The organism is Pseudomonas sp. A125, from assembly GCF_055409485.1.
On sequence record NZ_JBUZVP010000003.1, the window covers coordinates 75,066 to 95,051 of the forward strand.

Sequence of the window (19,986 nt, forward strand, 5' to 3'; positions counted from 1 at the left end):
TCGTCGTTCAACCTCGCCTGCACCCAAGGGGCCTTATGAAACTGTCGCTCGCGGTAAAATTCAACGTGGTGTTCCTCGCCGTATTCGTGGTTGGCTTTATCGCGACCAGCGTCGCCACCAACTACATGCTGCAGCAAAGCGCGCGCCGGGAAACCCTGGAAACCGCGCGCCTGCTGATGCGCTCGGCCACCGCCGCCAGCACCTACACCGCCGAGCAGATCGTACCGCTGCTGGAGAACCGCCTGAAGTTCCAGTTCCTGGCGCAATCGGTGCCAGACTTTGCCGCCATCTCGCACCTGCAGGAACTGCTCAAGTCTTACCCGGACTATGCCTACAAGGAAGCCACCCTCAACCCCACAAACCCGCGGGACCTGGCCGACGACTGGGAAAAAAGCCTGATCAACAACCTGCGCAGCCAACCCGGCGCCGATGAACTGGTGGGTGAGCGCAGCGACAAGAATGGCCCATCGCTGTACATCGCGCGGCCGATCCAGATCAAGGACGGCGCTTGCCTGGCCTGCCACAGCACCCCGGACGCGGCGCCCAAGACCATGGTCGACATCTACGGCGCGGTGAACGGCTTTGGCTGGAAACTCAACGACACCATCGGCGCGCAACTGGTCTCGGTGCCGCTGGCCCTGCCGTTGCAGCGGGCCAACAGCATGCTGCACAGCTACATGCTGTCGATGCTGGGGATTTTCGCGGTGCTGTTGGTGGCCTTGAACGTGGCGGTGCACTTGTTTGTCACCCGGCGCCTGCGGCAGATGTCGGCCCTGGCCGACCGGGTCAGCCTGGGTGAAACCGAGGTGCCGCCGATGGACGTCAGCGGCAACGATGAACTGGCACGCCTGGGCCAATCCTTCGGGCGCATGCGCACCAGCCTCGCCAGCGCCATGAAGATGCTTGAGGAGTAGGTACACCACCATGCTTGAACAACTCGGCAAATACCGCATCGACAGCGTGCTTGGTAAAGGCGCCATGGGCACGGTGTACAAGGCGTTCGACCCGCACATCGCACGCACCGTGGCGCTCAAGACGATCCGCAAGGAGCTGTTCGGCGACAGCCATCACGCCGAACTGGTCAGCCGCTTCAAGAACGAAGCCCAGGCGGCCGGACGGCTGATGCACCCCAACATCGTCGCGGTCTACGACTACGGCGAGGACGAAGGTTCGGCCTACATTGCCATGGAGTTTGTCGAAGGCACGCCGCTCAACACCCTGCTGGCCGCGCAAAAACCCCGCGACCTGAGCCACAGCCTGGGCTGGATGCGCCAGTTGCTGCAGGCATTGGAATACGCCCACTCCAAGGGCGTGGTGCACCGCGACATCAAGCCGGCCAACCTGCTGATCACCGCTGACGACCAGGTCAAGGTCACCGACTTCGGCGTGGCCCGCCTCGACTCCTCGACACTGACCCAGACCGGTTCGATGATCGGCACCCCCAGCTACATGTCTCCGGAACAGTTCTGCGGCGAGCTGATCGACGGGCGCTCGGACGTATTCTCCGCGGGCATCGTGCTCTACCAGTTGTTGACCGGCGAGCGACCGTTTTCCGGTTCGGCCACCATGGTCATGCAGCAGATCCTCAACCAGACGCCGGTGGCGCCATCCAGCCTCAACCTGACCCTCGACCCGGCGCTGGACAGCGTGATCGTGCGCGCCCTGGCCAAGCGCCCGAGCGAGCGCTATCCCTCGGCCCAGGCGTTTCTCGACGACCTGCAAGGCTTGATCGGCAGCACCACCACCGGCACCTGGATCAACGCCGAGATCGACGACGACCGCACTGTGCTGATGCGCCCCAACACGCCCCTGGCCAGCGCTGTACTCACTCCGACCGTGGCCACGGAGCCCTTGGAAACCCTGACCCCGTGGAAACTCGCAGTGATGCCGGAACTGGAGTCGCTGCTGTCCCACCAGATCGGCCCACTGGCGCGTTTCCTGGTACGAAAGAGCCTGAACGCCTCGGAAGATTTCGAGGCGATTTGTGCCGCGCTGCTGCCGCATATTCCTTCAGAGCGCGGCCGCGAACAGTTTGCCAGCGCCAGCCAGTCGCTGTTCCAGCGCTTGAACCCACCCACAGCTGCCCCGGCAATCATCAGCGAACCAACGGTGGTGACGCTGCTCCGCGAACCCACCCAGGCTATCGAACCCGAGATCGACCCCGCCTTCAGCGAAATGGCCGAACGCCGTCTGGCCGTGCTGATTGGTCCTATCGCACGCATCGTCGTCAGCCGTGCGGCCCGCGCCACGCCCTTGCGCCAGCCGTTCCTGCAACGCCTGGCCGAACACATCGAGAACGAGGCCCAGCGCCTCGCCTTCCTCCACAGCTTTGAGCCCACCCCATGACCGATTCCAGCCTCAGCCGCCCCGGCCAGCACCGCCTCGCCACGGCGCTTGCCTGCGGCCTGAGCGACGTCGGCCCGGTACGCGAGAGTAACGAAGACAACTTTCTGCTGGATACCGGCCTGCACCTGCTGGCGGTGGCCGACGGCATGGGCGGCCATGAAGCCGGCGCCCTGGCCAGTACGCTGGCCCTGACCTGCCTGCGTGAACATCTGGCGGCTCACGCCACCGGCGCGCCGGCCTGCTCCAGCGACCCCGATGCCACCTGGTCCGACCCGGCGATGCAGGCAGTGAGCGTGCTGCATGACGCCATCGACCAGGTCAACGCCCAGGTGTACGCCCGCAACGTCGCCCGGCAGATGAGCGAAGGTAATGGCATGGGCACCACCCTGACCGGCCTGTGGCGCCCGCAAAACCAAGGCCCGCTGCTGGTCTTCCATGTGGGTGACAGCCGCCTGTACCGTTACCGCGACGGCGAGTTGGCGCTGTTGACCCGCGACCAGACCTGGTACCAGCAGGCGCTGGAAGCCGGCAAGGTCGACCGCCTGCCGGCGCGCAACCTGTTATTGCAGGCCATCGGGCCGGCAGCACGGGTCGAACCGCAGATACGCGTGCATCCGGTGCTGCCCGGCGACTTGCTGATGCTGTGCAGCGACGGCCTGCATGGCTGCGTGCCGCATCAGGAAATCACCCAGGTACTCGCTGCGGCGACCCGCCACTCCCTGGAAACCGCCTGCGAACGCCTGCTGGACCTGAGCGTGGAGTACGCCGGGCGGGACAACGTGACCGTGTTGCTGGCATTTTACGATCACTGAGGGCACTTATTCAGTGCACACAAAAACGCAACACTGAACTGCACCGAATGTGATGGCCGCGCCACATTCGGGTTTATATAGTCATCCCTACTGCAACCCGCCATGAGCCAGCCGGCCCATCACAAGGAAGCGTTCGATGACTGACCTGCACACCCTTACGGCCGCTGAACTGCTGGCGCAATTCGCCAGCCGGCAACTCGCGCCCATCGACTATTACGACCAGCTCCTGGCCCATATCGACCGCTGGGAGCCGCAGATCAACGCGCTCTACGCCTTCGACCCGCAACAGGTACGCCAGCAGGCCCAAGCCTCCACCGAACGCTGGAACAAGGGCCAACCCAACGGCCCCCTTGACGGCGTACCGGTGACCCTCAAGGAACTGATAGCCACCGAAGGCGTGCCCATTCCCCTCGGCAGCGCCGCCACCCGCCTGACCCCGGCCCTCAAGGACGCACCGCCTGCGGCCCGTATGCGTGAAGCGGGCGCGGTTATCCTGGCCAAGACCACCAACCCGGATTTCGGCATGCTGTCTTCCGGCCTGTCGAGCTTCCACGGCATCACCCGCAACCCCTGGAACACCGCCAACAACACCGGCGGCTCCAGCTCCGGCGCCGCCGCTGCGGCCGCCGCCGGCTACGGCCCGCTGCACGTGGGCACCGACATCGGCGGCTCGGTGCGCCTGCCCGCCGCCTGGTGTGGCCTGGTGGGATTCAAGCCGACCCTGGGGCGCATCCCCATCGACCCGTATTACACCGGCCGCACCGCCGGCCCCATGACCCGCACCGTCGACGACTGCGTGCTGCTGATGCAACACCTGGCCCGCCCGGATGCCCGCGACGCCACCAGCCTGCCGCCGCTCACCACGCCATGGAGCAACCAGCCGCTGTCGGTCAAGGGCTTGCGCGTCGGCCTGATGCTCGAGCCCGGAGTAGGCATGCAACCCGAGGGCTTCGTATGTGAAGCGGTGGAAAAAGCCGCACGGCTGTTCGAAGCCCATGGCGCCAAGGTCACGCTGGTCCCGCCGATCATGGACCGCGCGCAGCTCGACGGCCTCGACCATTTCTGGCGCGCCCGCCAGTGGGGCGACTTGTCGGCCCTGAGCGGCGAGCAGTTCGACAAGGTCTTGCCGTATATCCGCGACTGGGCCGCGCCGGGCGCCGAGATCAGCGGCGTACAAGCGGTGAAGGGCTTCAACCAGACCTTCGAGATGCGCCGCCGCGCCGCGCAGGTGTTCACCGAACTCGACCTGGTGCTCTCCCCCACCAACCAGGTCAACGCCTTCCCGGCCGAATGGCCATCACCGAGCAACGACCCGCAACTGCCGTTCGAACACATCGTGTTCACCGTGCCGTGGAACATGGGCGAGCAACCCGCACTGTCGATCAACTGCGGTTTCGCCGCCGATGGCATGCCCATCGGCCTGCAGATGATCGCCCCGCGTTTTGCCGATCAATGGCTGCTGCAAATCGCCAAAACCTATGAGAGCTGGCGTGGCGTAATCCACCACTGGCCGAATCCTTCCTGACTTTGACACTGTAGGAACTGCCCACCCACACGCCAGCTCCAGGCCTACTCGGCCGGGAGCTCGGACGACCTATAACTAAAATCGAGGGGCTGGTATGCACACTGAGCAATTGACACGATCCGATCCTGATCACGCACCCGAAACACCGTCCCCGGACGCCGGTAAAAAGAGCATCTTTGCCGTGGTCCTGGGTAACGCCGTGGAGTTTTTCGACTTTGGTGTGTACGCAACCTTTGCGGTGATGATCGGCCACACGTTTTTCCCGTCCGACAGCGCCTTCGTCAGCTTGATGCTGTCGGTCACCGCCTTCGGTATCGGCTTTATCGTAAGGCCACTGGGCGCGGTGCTGATCGGCGCCTACGCCGACCGCGTCGGGCGCAAACCGGCGATGCTGTTGACCCTGGTGATGATGGCCGTGGGCACCGGCAGCATCGCGATATTGCCCGGCTACGAGACCATTGGCATCGCCGCGCCGATCCTGCTGGTGGTCACCCGCATGATCCAGGGCCTGGCCTGGGGCGGTGAAGCCGGCCCCGCCACCACCTACATCCTCGAAGCCGCGCCACCGCACAAACGCGGCACCTACGCCTGCTGGCAAGTGGTTGCCCAAGGCGTGGCCGCGATGGTGGCCGGGCTGGTGGGCTTCACCCTGACCAAAGTCATGTCTGCGGAAGACCTCAACAGCTGGGGCTGGCGCGTGCCGTTCGTATTCGGCCTGCTGGTGTTGCCGATCGGCATCTACATCCGGCGCAACCTCGCCGAAACCTTCCACGGCCACGGCGAAAAGACCAGCACCGGCGACCTGGTGCGGGAAGTCTGCGGCAAGCACCGACGGGCGCTGGTGCTGGGGCTGCTGATCCTGTCCGGCAGCACCATCACCCAGTACTTCCTCAACTACATGACCACCTTCGCCCTCACCGAGCTGAAGCTGCCCACCAGCATCTCCATGCTCTCGACCCTGGTGGCCGGTGCCGCCATGGCCGTGTGTGCGGTGGCGGGCGGCATGCTCTGCGACCGCTTCGGGCGCCGGGTGATCCTGATGACACCCCGGGTGGTGCTGCTGTTGATCCTGTTCCCGGCCCTGCAATTGATGACCGAGCACCCAAGCCCGGCGACCTTCCTGCTGACCCTGGCGGTACTCTCGGGCCTGCACGGCATGAGCGGCGCGGCGTTGATCGTGTTGCTGGTGGAAAGCTTCCCGAAATCCGTGCGCTCCACCGGTTTTTCCATCGTCTATGCCTTCGGTGTGGCCGCGTTTGGCGGTACCGCGCAGATCATCATCACCTGGCTGATCGGCACCACCGGCGACCCCATGTCACCGGTCTGGTACCTGCTGATCGCCAACCTGGTGTGCCTGACCGCTGCCTGGTTCGCCAAGGAAACCCGCCCGTCGCTGCCAGGCAGCCCGGCCCGCGAAACCCGGCTCGCAGAAGCCCCGGTTCGCTGAACACCTCTTCCCTCTGTCCCGCGTCTTTTCGCTGCTGACCGGCAACGCCCACGGGCCGTTGCCGGGACGGCCGCCTTACGTCTGATTTGTATGGGGATTTACCATGTATCCACGTCTTTTGCTGGCCGTCACCCTGGCTTCCAGCACCCAGGCTTTTGCTCAGGACAACGCTCAGGCCAGCGCACCGGGCTTCCTTGAAGGCAGCACCCTGGACCTGAATTTGCGTCACTACTATTCCAACCAGCACACCAAACGCACTACCCACCTGAGCATCAAGAAAGCCGGCGGCATCGAGCCCACCCGTGTGCGGGAAACCTGGGTGCAGACCAGCATGCTCAAATACAGCTCCGGCTACACCCAGGGCCTGATTGGCGTGGGTGTGGACGCGGGAATCTTCAGCGCGGTCAACCTGGAACGTGGCCACGGCAAGGTCGCCAATGGCGGCGACCGCGTGCTGGTGGACGGTGACGGCGATGCGATTCCCACCTGGAGCCGCCTTGGGGTGGGCGACGTGCGTTTTCGCCTGTCGAGCACCGAGATCAAGGCCGGCCGGCTGATGACCGACAACCCGATCCTGCGCTACAAGGACAACCGCGCCCTGCCCTCCAGCTTCCAGGGCGTGGGCCTGTTCAGCAACAAATTCGATTGGCTGTCGGTGCAGGGCGGCAGCTTCGAACGGGCGATTCCGCGCACCGGCACCGGCGCTGAAAAGCTCACCACCACCTTCGGCAACCGCGCCTACAGCGGCGCGCGCATCAGCTATCTGGGGGCCACGGTCAAGCCGGGTTACGGGCTGGAAGCCAGCGTCTACGCGTCGCGCTTTGAAGACATGTGGGACCAGACCTACGTCGGCCTGACCCACCGCATCGGTGACAAAAGCGACATCGCCCTGAAGACCGCCTTCAACTACTACCACACCAGCGATTCGGGGGCGAAAAACCTCGGCTACATCGACAACAACGCCGCCAGCCTGGCCTTCACCGCCACGCACCTGGCCCACAGCCTGACCCTGGCGTGGCAACAGGTGTTCGGCGACGAATACTTCGACTACGTGTGGGAGTCCACCGGCAACTACATGGCCAACTCGCTGTATTCGGACTACAACGGCCCCAACGAAAAATCCTGGCAACTGCGCTACGACCTTGATTTTGCCGCCTACGGCGTACCCGGCCTCACCGCCAGCCTGTGGCACGCCAAGGGCTGGGGCATCGACGGCACCCACTACGATGGCGACCGCAACGGCCACAACACCGGCTACAACGTGCGCGGCCTGGACGACGCCAAGCACAACGAAAACGGCTTGATGCTGGCCTACGTGATCCAGTCCGGGCAACTGAAAAACACCGTACTGCGCACCATCGTCTACAACCACCGTGCCAGCGGCGGTCAGATTGACGGCAGCTACGACGAGTTCCGCCTCGTTGCCAACGTGCCGATCAATATCTTCTGAGGCTCAGTTCAACGAACACCGCTGCATCGCCCCCGCCAGCATCTCCTGGCACTTGAGCACCGCCACCGACCGGGGGCGGTTGCGGTAGACGCAGAGGTCGATGCGGATGCGTCCGAGGTCGTCATCGGCGATTGGCACGGCGACCAGGCCGTCGCCCAGGTCCCGTACGTCTGCTTCTACCTGGGGCAGAATCAGCACCGCTGCCCGTTGCCGGGCGAGACTTTTTTGCACTTCCAGGGAGCTGGTGGTGAATATCGGTTCGAGCGTCACACCGCGTTTTTTTGCAGCCATTTCCAGGGCCTGGCGCACGCCGTAGGCCGAGTCGGGGATTGCCAGGGGTTGGCCTTCCAGTTCGCTTAATTCGATGCTTTCGCGCAGGGCGAAGGGGTGTTCGGCGCTGACCAGCACCCGGTGCCATAACTGGCAGTGGGCGGTGACTTCGACGTCGGCGCGCTCTTGCAGGTAGAACGCCAGGCCCAGGTCTGCCTCGCCGCTGCACAGGGCGTCGAGGGTGGCCGATGCGCTGGCGATCACGATGTTGAAGGTGACCTTGGGGTGGGCGCGATAAAAGGTTGCCAGTACTGGGGCGAGCACGGTGGAAACGATACTTTCTGACACATGGATGCTGATGTTACCGGCCACCTGGCTTTGGCGGCTGGCGATGACTTCGCGTACCTGGTCGAGGCCGCGCAGGGTTGAGGTGACTTGTTCGGCGAGGCATTCGCCTTCTGCGGTGAGGCGGATGCCGCGGGGGCCGCGTTCAATCAGGGCGGCGCCGAAGTAGTGTTCCAGGTGTTCGATCTGGCGGCTGACGGCGGTGGGGGTGACGTAGAGACGCTCGGCGGCCTTACGCAGGGAGGCGCAGCGGGCGACTTCGTGGAAATAGCGCAACGCGCGTAGTTGCATGGTTTGGGGTTCCTGCGCTGGGGGTGTTCCTTGGGCATACGCAATTACTGCGCCATTCAGGGGCATATCCGTTGTTGCGGTAACGGCCGCTATTGGTTCCGCTCTTACAGCGGGTCACTTTTGGCAAACGCCCCAAAAGTAACCAAAAGGTCTTTGCCCCACCACTCGGTGCCTCGCTTAGGCTCGGCATGCCCGCAATCAGACCCGTCTCCGCGGGCCGCCGCGACGGGCCATCCATGGCCCGGCGCGGCTAAATCGGCATCCTTGCCGATTTACCCGCTACACCGTGCCTGCTTGCGGCCATCGTGGTTGACGGGGCCTGCAGATCAAGGTCAAAAGCAAGAGCACGGCGGCCTGAAAGCCGACCTGAGTGTTAAAAGCCAGATCAAAAGCTGTAGGAGCTGGCTTGCCGGCGATGCAGGCAACTCGGTTTCTCAGACACCTCGAGGCGATGCCATCGCAGGCAAGCCAGCTCCCACATTTGAACCGTGCCTGCTTTAGCTTTTGATCTGGCTTTTAACACTCAAGCCGGCCTGTAGGCCGCTGTGTTCTTGATCTGCTTGTGATCTTGATCTTAGGCGCCCCGTCAACCACGCTGGCCGAACGCAGGTAGTACGGAGCGGGTAAACCGGCAGGACGCCGGTTTAGCCGCGACGGGGCAGGGACGCCCCGTCGCGGCGGCCCGCTTCGTGCTGCCGGAGTTGAGGGCACACCGAGCCTAAGCGAGGTGCCGAGTGGTGGGGCAAGAGCCCTTTTGGTTACTTTTGGGGCTCTTTTCCAAAAGTGACCCGCTGTAAGAGCGGAACCCATAGCAGCCCTGACCGCAACAACGGATATACACACCAACCCCATTTACGACCCATCCAAACCAAAAGCGACCCCCTCCATTGACGCCCCACCCCAATCCCCTATTAGGAAGATTCGGTGTTGATGCTGCAAACCATCGCGCAGCCGGACGCGCGGGACGGGTTGATCGGCTGGTTTCGCCGATGATGCCGATCACCGCGTTCGAGGCCGGGCACAATGTGCCGCCGGGTTCTGGCCTTGATGAATGGATGGAGTGGACGCCGTCTACCTATCCCTTCAACTTGACCCAGCAACCGGCAGCGTCGGTGCCGTGCGGGCTGGCGGCGAACGGGTTGCCGGTGGGATTGCATGTGGTGGGCGCGCGGTTTGCAGACGAGCAGGTGCTGCGGGTTTGCCAGGCATATGCCAAGGCTTTCCCGACCGAGCATCTGCAAGCCCCAAAAACCCCAACCTGAAGCGCAAGCAATTTTCAGCGACTGACCAATAACCCTGTGGTGAGCGGGCTTGCCCCGCGCGGGGCAAGCCCGCTCACCACAAAAGCCAGGCACCTGCACTGATCGCATTCCAATCGCGCATCGCTCTACAATGTCCCCCATTCACTCCCGGGGGTTTCATGGACATCGAACTGGCACGCACCTTCCTCGAAATCACCCGTTGCGGCAGCCTCGCCGCCGCGGCCGAGAAGCTGCACGTCACCCAGACGGCAATCACCGCCCGGGTGAAAAACCTCGAAAGCCAGCTCAACAGCACGCTGTTCGTGCGCAACCGTGCCGGTGCCCGCCTCACTCCGGACGGCGAGGCTTTCGTGGTCTACGCCAACCAGCTTGTCCAGACCTGGGAAGCCGCACGCCGCGACCTGCCGTTGCCCGACGGCTACCGTAATGTGCTGCACATCGGTGGCGAAGTCAGCCTGTGCAACCCACTGATGCTCGGCTGGGCCCAGGCCCTGCGTGAACACATTCCCGGCCATGCGTTGCGCACAGAAATCCGCGAAGGCGAGTACCTGTTGCGCCAACTGGAGCTGGGCGTGCTCGACGCCGCGCTGGTGTTCCAACCGCAATACTGGCCGGGGTTGCAGGTGGAGCAGGTGCTGGAAGAAAAACTGATTTTGGTGCAACTGGCGGCCCGCCCCGAACCCTACGTGTATATCGACTGGGGCCAGGGCTTTCGCCAGCAGCACGACGCCGCCCTGCCGGACAAGGCCCGCGCCGCGCTGAGTTTCAATCTGGGACCGCTGGCCTTGCAGTACATCCTGGAGCACGGCGGCGCCGGGTATTTCCGCACGCGGGTGGTACAGAGCTACCTGGACAGCGGCGTGATGCAGCGGGTGCCCAAGGCGCCGGAATTCAGCTTTCCGACGTACCTGGTGTATTCCCGCGAGCGCGACTCGGCGGTTTTGCAGCAGGCGCTGGGGTTGCTGCGGGCCGTGGTGGAGGCGGAGAAGGATTGGTCGCAGCGCTGGGATCCGGTGATTTGATCGGGCGCCCATGTTAGCCTCCTACTGTTTTCTCCTGGTTTCCCCCTGCCGATGAACAAGAAAAAGTCCGTCACCATCAGCGACATCGCCAAACGGGTCAACATGACCACCATCACGGTGTCCCGGGCGTTGAGCAAGCCTGACCTGGTCAAGCCCGCCACCCTGGCGCGGATTCTCGAGGTAGCGCGGGAGCTGGACTATGTGCCCAATGCCTTTGCGCGCGGGCTCAAGCGCAGTGAAAGCCTGATCATCGGCGTGATCACCGCCTCGGTCGACAACCCCTTCTACAGCGAAATGATCAAGGCGATTTCCCGCGAGGCGAAAAAGCACGGCTACACCATCATGCTGGTCGACACCGACGAGCTGGAAGAACTCGAAAGCAAGGCAGTCGACACCCTGCTGGGCTACCGCGTGGCGGGGATCATCCTGTCGCCGGTCTCGGACGAGCCCAGCTACCAGCCGGATTATCTGGAGCGCCTGGGCAACGGCAAGACCCCGGTGGTGCTGCTCGACCGCACGCTTCACGACAGCCCGTTCAGCCGCGTGGTACTGGACAACTACCACAGCGGCATCGAGGCGGCGCAGTACCTGGTGCGGCAGACCCCAGACCTCAAGCGCCTGCTGGTGCTGACCGGGCCCGAGCATTCGCGCATCACCGTGGAGCGCCTCAAAGGCCTGAAAGAAGTGCTGGCCGAACACCCTCAAGTGCACGTCGAGGTGTGCGCCGGCGACTACACGCTGATGCCTTCCTACCTGCACACCCTCGACTACCTGGCCGAGCACTCGGCGCCGGACGCGATCATGGGTTTCAACCAGTTGATCACCCTCGGCGCGTTGCGTGCGCTGCGCATGCACAACATCGCCCACGACAGCCTGACCATCTGCGGCATCGACCGCCTGCCCTTCGCCGACATCTTCGGCGTGCCGATTGCCTGCGTGGCCCACGACGCGTCACTGGCCGGCAGCAGCGCCGTGCGGCTGCTGCTGGACCGCCTCGAAGACCCGCACAAGCCGCGGGACAAGGTGGTGATTGCGGGCAAGCTGGAGAACGGCTAACGGCTGGTGTAGCCGCCGTCGATCGGCAGGCTGACACCGCTGATCATGCTGGCGGCATCACTCAGCAGGAACAACACCGGCAGCGCCACTTCCGCCGTTTCAGCAAACCGCCCCAGGGGAATCGCCGCCAATGCCGGGTCGCGTTTGGCGGGCGCCGACCAGGCCATTTGCGCCATGGGCGTGAGGGTCACGGTGGGGTTGACGCTGTTGACTCGAATCCCGAAACGGCCCCATTCGGCACATTGCACGCGGGTGATGGCATCCAGTGCAGCCTTGGAGGCGCAGTAGCCGAGGTGATCGTCCAGCGCTACCAGTGAGGCCTGGCTTGAGACGTTGACGATGCTGCCGGGGATCTTTGCTTCGATCATCGCTGCAGCGATTCGGCTGGCGACCTGGGCGGCGGCGCGGGCGTTGACGTTCATCACCTGGTCGAAGGCTTCGGCGCTGATGGCAGCGGCAGGTTCCAGGCGGGAAATGCCGGCGCAGTTGACCAGGCCGTGCATCGGCGGCAGGCCTTGCAGGGCCAGGTCCAGGGCGGCGCTGTTGGCGATGTCCAGGCACAGGGTTTCGCAGCCGAGTTGGGCCAGGGCCTGGGCGTCGCGACCCAGGGCGAAAACCTGGGCGCCGCTGGCGATCAGTTGCAGGGCGATTTCCCGACCGATGCCGCTGCTGGCGCCGGTGACGAGGATGCGCTGGTGGGTAAAATCAAAAGTGGCGTTCATGGCAGGTATCCCGGAAACAATGAAGATCCAATGTGGGAGCTGGCTTGCTGTGGTGAGGGGGCTTGTTGTGGTGAGGGGGCTTGTCCCCCGCCCGGTTCACCACAGATTGATGGGGCTGCTTCGCAGCCCAGCGCGGGGCAAGCCCGCTCACCACAACAAGCCCACTCACCACAGCAAGCCCGCACCCACATTTGGATCAGTGTTCGCTTAATTCAATTGCAAGCTGTGCATCACCGGTTTCAACGCCGGGTACAATTTCAGATACTCGGCAAACGCCCGGTCATACACCCCGACATTCCCCGCCTCCGGCTCCGCTCGCAGTTCAAGTTGCACCCAGCCCTTCTGCATCTCCCGGTCATCCACCAACCCCACCGCATGGGCCGCCAGCAACGCTGCGCCCAGTGCTGCCTCTACCTCTTGCACGATGGTGTAGACCGGGTAATGGGTAATGTCCGCGATAATCTGCATCCACAAATCCGAATGGCTCGCCCCCCCCACCACAATCAACCGTGGATCAAGGGAGTGCGCCCCACGGGTGCCCGCTTCAATATTGTGCCGCAGGGCAAAACTCACCCCTTCGAGTACCGCGCGGTACAGGTGGATACGGCTGTGATACAGGTTCAGCCCGACAAAGCTGCCGCTGGCCCGGTCATCCCACACCGGGCTGCGCTCGCCCATGAGATACGGCAGGAACAACAGCCCTTCACTGCCCGCCGGGATTTTCGCGGCGCTCTGCTCCAGCAGCCACAGGCTGTCCTGGCCCGTGTCCTTCGCCCGCTGCTCTTCCGCCTGGCAGAACTGCTCGCGAAACCAGCTCACCGACGCCCCGGCTGTGATCGCGCCGCCGAAGATGTACAAGTCTCGGTGGCCGTTATAGACATGCGGCATGCTGACCAGCCCATGCCGTGCATCCACTTGTTGATTGAGGTAACCCCAACACATGCTGGTGCCGATCATCGCCACATGATTGCCCGGTCGGGTCACCCCGGCCGCCAATGTGGCCATGGCCGCATCCACGCCTCCGGCAAGGATCGGCGTGCCGGCCTGCAAGCCCAATCGCCGGGCCCAATCCTCCAGCAAACCACCGACCACTTCCCCCGAATAAAGCAAGCGCTCCGGCATCATCGCCAACGGAATCTCCAGCGCCGCCAGCATCTCGGCCGACCAGCCCCGCCGGGCCACATCGTAGACGCCACCGATGTTGCCGGCGCTGCTGTGATCCACCGCCACCTCACCGGTCAGGCACCAGTTGATGTAGCTGTTGGGCGGCAGCAGGTAGCGGGTGTTGGCCCACACCTGCGGCTGATGCTGCTTGAGCCAGAGCATCTTGGTGAAGCCGTAGTAGCTGTCTACCGAGTTGCCGGTGACCGCGAACAGCTGCTCCAGGTCCGCATGCTCGCGCACCCACTCCACCTGTTCGCCCGCGCGCCGGTCCATCCAGATCAGGCACGGGTGCAGCGGCGTGATCTGCGCGTCCACGGCAATCCCCGAGCCGCCGTACAGGCTGCTGATGCACAGCGCCTTGACCTGCTCTTTCGCCACACCGGCCTTGGCCATGCACTGGGCGACGCAGGCCTCAACCGCATCCAGCCACACCTGCGGCCACTGCTCGGCCCAGCGCACTTTCGGGGTATCCACGCGATACCCCTGGCTGTGCTGGGCGATGATCGTACCGTCACCGTCCACCAGCAGCGCCTTGGTGCTTTGCGTGCCGATGTCCACACCCATCACGTAGTTCATCTCAGACCACCGGCTTCAACAGCACCTTGATCGACTTGGTCGAGTTGGCCAATTCAAACGCCTCGGCCCAGTCATCCAGCCCGAAGTCATGGGTCACGATGCCCTTGGACGTCACCAGGCCGCGCTCGAACAGATCGATGGCCACCGGGTAGCAATACGGCCCCAGGTGCGCGCCGCGTACGTCCAGTTCCTTGCGGTCGCCGATGATCGACCAGTCGGCGCTGGTCTCGGCGCCAAACACGCTGAACTCGACAAACCGCCCCAGCTTGCGGATCAAATCCAGGCCTTGGGTAACGCCCGCCGGCACGCCGGTGGTTTCGATGTACACATCGCAGCCGTAATTGTCGGTCAGGCCGTTGATGATCTCGCGAGCGTTTTCCCGGGACGGGTTGATCACCACGTCGGCACCATATTTTTTCGCCAGTTCCAGGCGCTCGTCGACCATGTCGATCACCACCAGTTTTTTCGGGGTCTTCAGCGCAGCCACCTGCACCATGCACAGGCCCAGGGTACCGGCACCGGCGATCACCAGCACATCATCCAGCTGGATCTCACCGCGGTTGACGGTGTGAATCGCGCAGGACATCGGCTCGATCAGCGCCGAGTCTTCCAGCGACACCGACTCCGGAATCCTGTGCACGATGGCGGTCTTGGGAATACGCATGTACTGGGCCATGCCGCCTTCGGCCACTTCCTTCTGGAAGCCGAAGATGTTGTGCACCTCGCACATCCAGTACTTACCGGACTTACAGAAGCGGCACTTGCCACACGGCACGATCTGCTCGGCGATCACTTTGTCGCCGACCTTCACCTCAAAGTGCTCCTCGGCGCCCTCGCCCGCCTCCACCACGTAGCCGAAAAACTCGTGGCCCGGCACCACCGGCGCCTTGACCCACGGGTTATCGCCGCCCCAGAACATCGCCGCACCCGAGTGGCATTTGCAGTCACTGGCGCAGATGCCGCAGGCGGCGATGCGAATCACCAGCTCGTTGACCCGCGCCTGGGGTTTGCCGATGCGTTCCAGGCGGTAGTCTTTGGGGCCGTGGCAGACGACAGCCTGCATTTCGTTGTGCTTATCCATGATGTGCTGACCTTTCTTGAGCATGAGAGAACCCCTCGCGGCCGCCATGGCCGCGTGGAGATAACCGGTTTACTTGTGGCGCTGACGGCTGATAAAGATCGCCAGCAAAATGATCCCGCCCTTGATCACACTCTGGACGTAGGGCGAGACCCCGAGCATGTTCAAGCCGTTGTTCAATACGCCGAGCAGCATGGCGCCGAGCAAGGTGCCGACAATCACCCCGCGCCCGCCGGCAATCGAGGCGCCGCCCAGGACCACGGCGGCAATTGCGTCGAGTTCAAACGACACCCCGGCATTCGGCTGGCCGCTCATCAAGCGCGAGGTCAGCACCAGCCCGGCAATCGCAGCGGTCAGGCCACTGATGGCGTACACCAGCAACTTGAAGCGCGCCGCCCGCACACCGGACAGGCGCACCGCTTCCTCGTTGCCGCCGATCGCGTAGATATAGCGGCCGATGCGGGTGTGTTGCAGCAGCACATAGGCCGCCAGGTACGTCACCAGCATGATCAGGATCGGCACCGAAATACCGAACAGGCTTTCGCGGCCAAAGAACCCAAACCACTCCGGCAAACCGGAAATCGGATAGCCGTCGGTGTACATCAGGCCAAACCCACGGGCGATGCCCATGGTCGCCAGGGTGACGATGATCGGCGGCATGTGCAGGTAGGCGACGAACAGGCCGTTGCCGATGCCGAAGGCCACGCCGATCAGCATCCCGGCGCCGATCGCCAGGCCCGGCGACAAGCCCGCGACCATCAACCCGGCGGTCAAGGTGCCGGACAACGCCATCACCGGCCCCACCGACAAATCGATGCCGCCGGTGAGAATCACGCAGGTCATGCCCACTGCGATAATCGCGTTGATCGACACCTGGCGCGCGATGTTCGACAGGTTGTTGGCGGTCAGGAAGTTGTCGCTGGCGAAGATCATCACCAACGTCACCACCAGCAACCCCACAAAGGGATAAAACGCCGGTGAACGAATCAACCGCGCCAGGTTCAGGCGCAGCCGGCTCGGCCCCACGGCATTAATGGACGTATTCACTTGAGCCCCCTGTTGCATGGCGCATGACCTCTTGAGGATTGACGGCAGACGCTTCCAGTACCTTGACGATGGCGCCCTTGTGGAACACCGCGACGCGGTCGCACATACCGATGACTTCCGGCAGTTCCGATGAAATCATGATGATTGCGTAGCCTTGTTCGGTGAGGTTGCGCATCAGTGCGTAGATCTGCGCCTTGGCGCCGACGTCGATGCCCCGGGTGGGCTCGTCGAACACCAGCACGTCGCAGTGATGGTTGATCCAGCGGGCAATCACGACTTTCTGCTGGTTGCCGCCGCTGAGGTTGAACACCCGGCTCTCGCCGCTGGGGGCCTTGATCGACAGTTGGCGCATCAGCGCTTCGACGCTGGCACATTCCTTGTCCTTGTCGATCAGGCCACTGGCGTTCTGGTACTTGGGCAGGTTGTTCAGGGAGATGTTTTCGCGGATGCTGAAATCGGTAATCAGCCCCTCGCTCTTGCGACTTTCGGGCAGTAACCCGATGCCATGGGCCAAGGCCTGGGCCGGGTCGTCCAGGGTGATTTTTTCACCGCGCAGCCACACGTCTTTGCTCACCGACGGCAGCGCGCCCATCATGCCCAGGGCCAATTCGGTGCGCCCGGAGCCCACCAGGCCGGCGAAGCCTAAAATCTCGCCCTTGTGCAATTCAAAGTGGTTGTGGGGGCCGTTGCGCACCAACTGGATGTCCTTGACCTGCAGCAACAGCGGCCCACGCTCGGTGCTGGGTTTGGGCGGAAAGCTGCATTCCAGGCGCCGCCCCACCATCATTTCCACCAGGCGGTCGATATCGCTGTCGGCCACATCAGTAACGCCCACATTGCCGCCGTCGCGCAGCACGCTGATGCGGTCGCACACCTGGAAAATTTCCTCCAGATGGTGAGAAATAAAAATCACCGCCACGCCCTGGCGCTTGAGCTCACGCATGATCTCGAACAGCAGCTCGGCTTCACTCGGCGTAAGGGTGGCGGTGGGTTCATCGAGCACCAGCAGCCGCGCATCCAGGGCCAGGGCCTTGGCGATCTCGACAAACTGCTGCTCGGCCACGCTCAGGTGCTTGACCGCGCATTGCAGGTCGATGCTCACGCCGAGGCGCTTGAACAATGCCTCGCTGGCCTCGACCATTTCGCGCTTGCGCAACAGGCCAAAGCGATTACTCAGCTCATGGCCGAGGAAGATATTTTCCACCGCCGTAAGGTAGGGAATCAGGCTGAATTCCTGGAACACGATGCCAATACCGGCGGCAATCGCATCGCGGTACGTCGCGAACTGCCGGGCCTGGCCGTCGATCAGTATCTGCCCTTCGTCCTGATGCTCGACCCCGCCCAGAATCTTCATCAGGGTCGATTTACCCGCGCCATTTTCCCCGAGCAAGGCATGAATCTCGCCGCGCTGCACTTCCAGGTTGATCGCCTTGAGGGCTTGCACCCCCGGGTAGCGCTTACAGATATTTTCCAGTTTCAGAAGACTGCTCATACCGCCGACCTCGCATTCAGATGGATGACCTGTGCCCCACGCCTGGCGTGGGGCCCGGGCGGTTTACCAGCTGAAATCCTTGGCCTTGGCCTGGTCGATCAGGGTGATGTCCACCGGGATCGTGGCCGGTACTTGCGAGCCCCATTTCTTGGCCAGGGCGATGCCAAGGGCCAGGCGGATCTGGTCACGCGGGTACTGCGCGGAGGTGGCGATAAATTTGCTGCCGGGTTTCTGGATGGCCTTGATCGCCTCCGGCGCGCCGTCGACGCTCACCAGTTTGACGTCCAGGCCGCTGGCTTCAATGGCCGAGAGTGCACCGAGAGAACCGTTGTCGTTGACGCTGAAAATGCCCTTGAGGGTGGGTTGGGCCTGCAGCATGTTTTCGGTGACGGTCAGCGCCTGGTCACGTTCCTGCTTGCCGTTCTGGATGCTCACGATCTTGATGTCCGGGTGCTTGGCCACGGCCTCCTTGCAACCGCGTACGCGTTCCAGGATCGGCACTACGGCGATGCCGTCGAGGATCGCGATGTTGCCTTTGTTGCCGATGTTCCTGGCCAGGTATTCGCAGGCCTGGAAGCCGGCGTCGAAGTTTTTCGAACCGACGAAGGAATCCAGCGGGCCTTCGGCCTGGGCGTCGACCGCGACCACCACCACACCCGCGGCGTGGGCGGATTTGACGGCCGACTGCACGCCGACCGAATCGGTTGGGTTGATCAGCAGGATGTCGATGCCCTTTTGCAGCATGTCTTCGACGTCGCTGACCTGTTTGGACACGTCGTGGCGGGCGTCGGTGATGATCAGCTGCGCACCGATGGTCGCCCCGGCTTCCTGCAGGGCGTCTTTCATGGTGACGAAGTACGGGTTGTTGATTTCCTGGAAGGAGGCGCCGATGCGGATGGGCGCGGGTTTGGTCTCGGCATACGCCAGGCCGGCGGTACCGATATTGATGCTAAAAGCCAACAAACACAGGGTTTTCGGAAGCATTTTCATGGCAAGGATCTCTGTTTTGTTTTTATTTTTAGAGCAAATGTTATCGTTAACATTTTGTGAAAAGCTAGCAAGGAAATTGAATCGGCGCAAGGGGGCATGGAACCGCTGGCGCTGTTTTTGACACAGAGGGACGAGCGGTTATCCAGACCGTGAAAAAACCCGGATGAGAGGTGAATGACCATGGGCGCGATATTGAATATTTTGAAGGCGATTGCCATGCCGATCCTGAAAGCGATTGGCTTGGGTGCTATCAGCGGCGGCGCCGCGTTTGGGGCCGACAAGCTGCTCAAATCGGCTACCAAGGACAAACCTGCTGCCGTTACCCAGGATGAATCGGCAGCAAAAAGTGCCGAGGTCTTCGTCCCGGCCGTTCAGCAAACATTCGCAGACCGTGCAGAGTTCCCAGTGAACGCGAAGCCTTCAATGGCTACAAATGCCGCCCCTGTGCCTGCAACCCCAACACTCCCCAAGAGCCCTGTCGCCTCGCTGGCCCAGGTGTAACTCACGCCGAGCTGCGATCCGCCAGCATATCGGCAAATGTCGACGCCCCCGGCAAGCCTGCAAAGGTAATCGTCGTGGGCGCCAACAGCGGCGAGCCCTCGGTCCAGAACATCGAATGCCCCGCCAGCACGCCCTCTTCCACCGGTGCCTGGGGTGACGGCGGCGGCAATGCCCTGAGCGCCGAATCAAACGCGGCCAACGTAAACCCTTCAACCAGGGTCGACAGTGCCAACCGCTCGACCTGCGCGTACCATTCGCCATCCTGCTCAAACCGTGCGAGGGGCGATACGTCTTCGCTCGCCACCGCCACCGTCAACGGAAAATAGCGCCCCACCCGGTCCACGCTGGGCAACATCACGCCGGCCCAGCCCTGTTCGCCACACACCCCCGCCGCCAAGGCAAAGCGCCACAGCGGACTGCACAAATACACCTCCAGCCAGCCTGCCCCAAGGCGCTCGCGGCTGTGTTGCAAGCCGCTTTGCAGCCACGCGTCCCAGGGCCGCAAAAACGCTTCGGGCAACCGGCGACTGACAAAATCCCCATGGCTTGGGACCTTGCCGAAAAAACCCGTCAACTGCTGATCCATGCCC

At 63.2% G+C, this 19,986-nt stretch carries 17 protein-coding genes and 1 pseudogene; 10 read left to right on the top strand and 8 right to left on the bottom strand.

Annotated elements, in window-relative coordinates; translation table 11 throughout:
* Window positions 1-35 precede the first annotated feature (35 nt).
* From ACZRN6_RS05425 to ACZRN6_RS05450, 6 genes are all read left to right on the top strand, one after another.
* Window positions 36-914: a Tll0287-like domain-containing protein gene (locus ACZRN6_RS05425; protein WP_464007374.1), complete on the top strand. Its 879-nt coding sequence runs from the start codon at window positions 36-38 to the stop codon at window positions 912-914.
* Between the two features lie 10 nt (window positions 915-924).
* On the top strand, window positions 925-2,346 hold the full coding sequence (locus ACZRN6_RS05430; RefSeq protein WP_464007375.1) for a serine/threonine-protein kinase: 1,422 nt from the start codon (window positions 925-927) through the stop codon (window positions 2,344-2,346).
* Entirely contained in the window at window positions 2,343-3,158 is an 816-nt protein-coding gene (locus ACZRN6_RS05435) for a PP2C family protein-serine/threonine phosphatase (RefSeq protein WP_464007376.1), read from the top strand. Before ACZRN6_RS05430 ends, ACZRN6_RS05435 begins: the two co-directional genes overlap by 4 nt.
* Window positions 3,159-3,294: 136 nt before the next feature.
* On the top strand, window positions 3,295-4,683 hold the full coding sequence (locus ACZRN6_RS05440; RefSeq protein WP_464007377.1) for an amidase: 1,389 nt from the start codon (window positions 3,295-3,297) through the stop codon (window positions 4,681-4,683).
* A 94-nt stretch (window positions 4,684-4,777) separates the two neighbouring features.
* Window positions 4,778-6,130 carry a citrate-proton symporter gene (locus ACZRN6_RS05445; RefSeq protein ID WP_322144544.1) on the top strand — a complete coding sequence of 451 codons (1,353 nt, stop codon included), beginning with the start codon at window positions 4,778-4,780 and terminating at the stop codon, window positions 6,128-6,130.
* A 103-nt stretch (window positions 6,131-6,233) separates the two neighbouring features.
* The gene (locus ACZRN6_RS05450) at window positions 6,234-7,580 is read left to right on the top strand and encodes an OprD family outer membrane porin (RefSeq protein WP_464007378.1); all 1,347 of its coding nucleotides are present in this window, start codon (window positions 6,234-6,236) and stop codon (window positions 7,578-7,580) included.
* A 3-nt stretch (window positions 7,581-7,583) separates the two neighbouring features.
* On the opposite strand, the gene ACZRN6_RS05455 is transcribed toward ACZRN6_RS05450, so the two are convergent.
* Window positions 7,584-8,486, bottom strand: a complete 903-nt coding sequence (locus ACZRN6_RS05455) for a LysR family transcriptional regulator (protein ID WP_464007379.1) — start codon at window positions 8,484-8,486, stop codon at window positions 7,584-7,586.
* A 971-nt stretch (window positions 8,487-9,457) separates the two neighbouring features.
* On the opposite strand from ACZRN6_RS05455, the pseudogene ACZRN6_RS05460 reads away from it, so the two are divergent.
* The 3 genes and pseudogenes from ACZRN6_RS05460 to ACZRN6_RS05470 all read left to right on the top strand — a co-directional run.
* Window positions 9,458-9,748, top strand: a pseudogene (locus ACZRN6_RS05460) (amidase family protein); the annotation flags it as partial.
* A gap of 158 nt (window positions 9,749-9,906) precedes the next feature.
* Entirely contained in the window at window positions 9,907-10,770 is an 864-nt protein-coding gene (locus ACZRN6_RS05465) for a LysR family transcriptional regulator (protein WP_322144541.1), read from the top strand.
* Window positions 10,771-10,821: 51 nt separating this feature from the next.
* Entirely contained in the window at window positions 10,822-11,826 is a 1,005-nt protein-coding gene (locus ACZRN6_RS05470; RefSeq protein WP_322144540.1) for a LacI family DNA-binding transcriptional regulator, read from the top strand.
* Here ACZRN6_RS05470 and ACZRN6_RS05475 read toward each other — a convergent pair.
* The 6 genes from ACZRN6_RS05475 to ACZRN6_RS05500 form a co-directional block, all read right to left on the bottom strand.
* Window positions 11,823-12,548, bottom strand: a complete 726-nt coding sequence (locus ACZRN6_RS05475) for an SDR family oxidoreductase (RefSeq protein WP_322144539.1) — start codon at window positions 12,546-12,548, stop codon at window positions 11,823-11,825. The genes ACZRN6_RS05470 and ACZRN6_RS05475 overlap by 4 nt on opposite strands.
* Window positions 12,549-12,755: 207 nt before the next feature.
* Window positions 12,756-14,288, bottom strand: a complete 1,533-nt coding sequence (locus ACZRN6_RS05480; RefSeq protein ID WP_464007380.1) for an FGGY-family carbohydrate kinase — start codon at window positions 14,286-14,288, stop codon at window positions 12,756-12,758.
* 1 nt (window position 14,289) lies between these two features.
* Complete coding sequence (locus tag ACZRN6_RS05485; RefSeq protein WP_322144537.1) at window positions 14,290-15,369, bottom strand: alcohol dehydrogenase catalytic domain-containing protein; 1,080 nt, start codon at window positions 15,367-15,369, stop codon at window positions 14,290-14,292.
* A gap of 69 nt (window positions 15,370-15,438) precedes the next feature.
* Entirely contained in the window at window positions 15,439-16,431 is a 993-nt protein-coding gene (locus ACZRN6_RS05490; protein WP_464007381.1) for an ABC transporter permease, read from the bottom strand.
* Window positions 16,397-17,905 carry a sugar ABC transporter ATP-binding protein gene (locus ACZRN6_RS05495; RefSeq protein WP_464007382.1) on the bottom strand — a complete coding sequence of 503 codons (1,509 nt, stop codon included), beginning with the start codon at window positions 17,903-17,905 and terminating at the stop codon, window positions 16,397-16,399. Before ACZRN6_RS05495 ends, ACZRN6_RS05490 begins: the two co-directional genes overlap by 35 nt.
* A 63-nt stretch (window positions 17,906-17,968) precedes the next feature.
* A complete protein-coding gene (locus ACZRN6_RS05500) occupies window positions 17,969-18,895 on the bottom strand; it encodes a substrate-binding domain-containing protein (RefSeq protein ID WP_322144534.1) in 927 nt (308 codons plus the stop codon).
* A 180-nt stretch (window positions 18,896-19,075) separates the two neighbouring features.
* On the opposite strand from ACZRN6_RS05500, the gene ACZRN6_RS05505 reads away from it, so the two are divergent.
* Complete coding sequence (locus ACZRN6_RS05505; RefSeq protein ID WP_464007383.1) at window positions 19,076-19,396, top strand: hypothetical protein; 321 nt, start codon at window positions 19,076-19,078, stop codon at window positions 19,394-19,396.
* A gap of 1 nt (window position 19,397) precedes the next feature.
* Here ACZRN6_RS05505 and tagF read toward each other — a convergent pair whose 3' ends face one another.
* Window positions 19,398-19,982, bottom strand: coding sequence for a type VI secretion system-associated protein TagF (gene tagF / locus ACZRN6_RS05510; RefSeq protein ID WP_464007384.1), 585 nt, complete (start codon window positions 19,980-19,982; stop codon window positions 19,398-19,400).
* Window positions 19,983-19,986 lie beyond the last annotated feature (4 nt).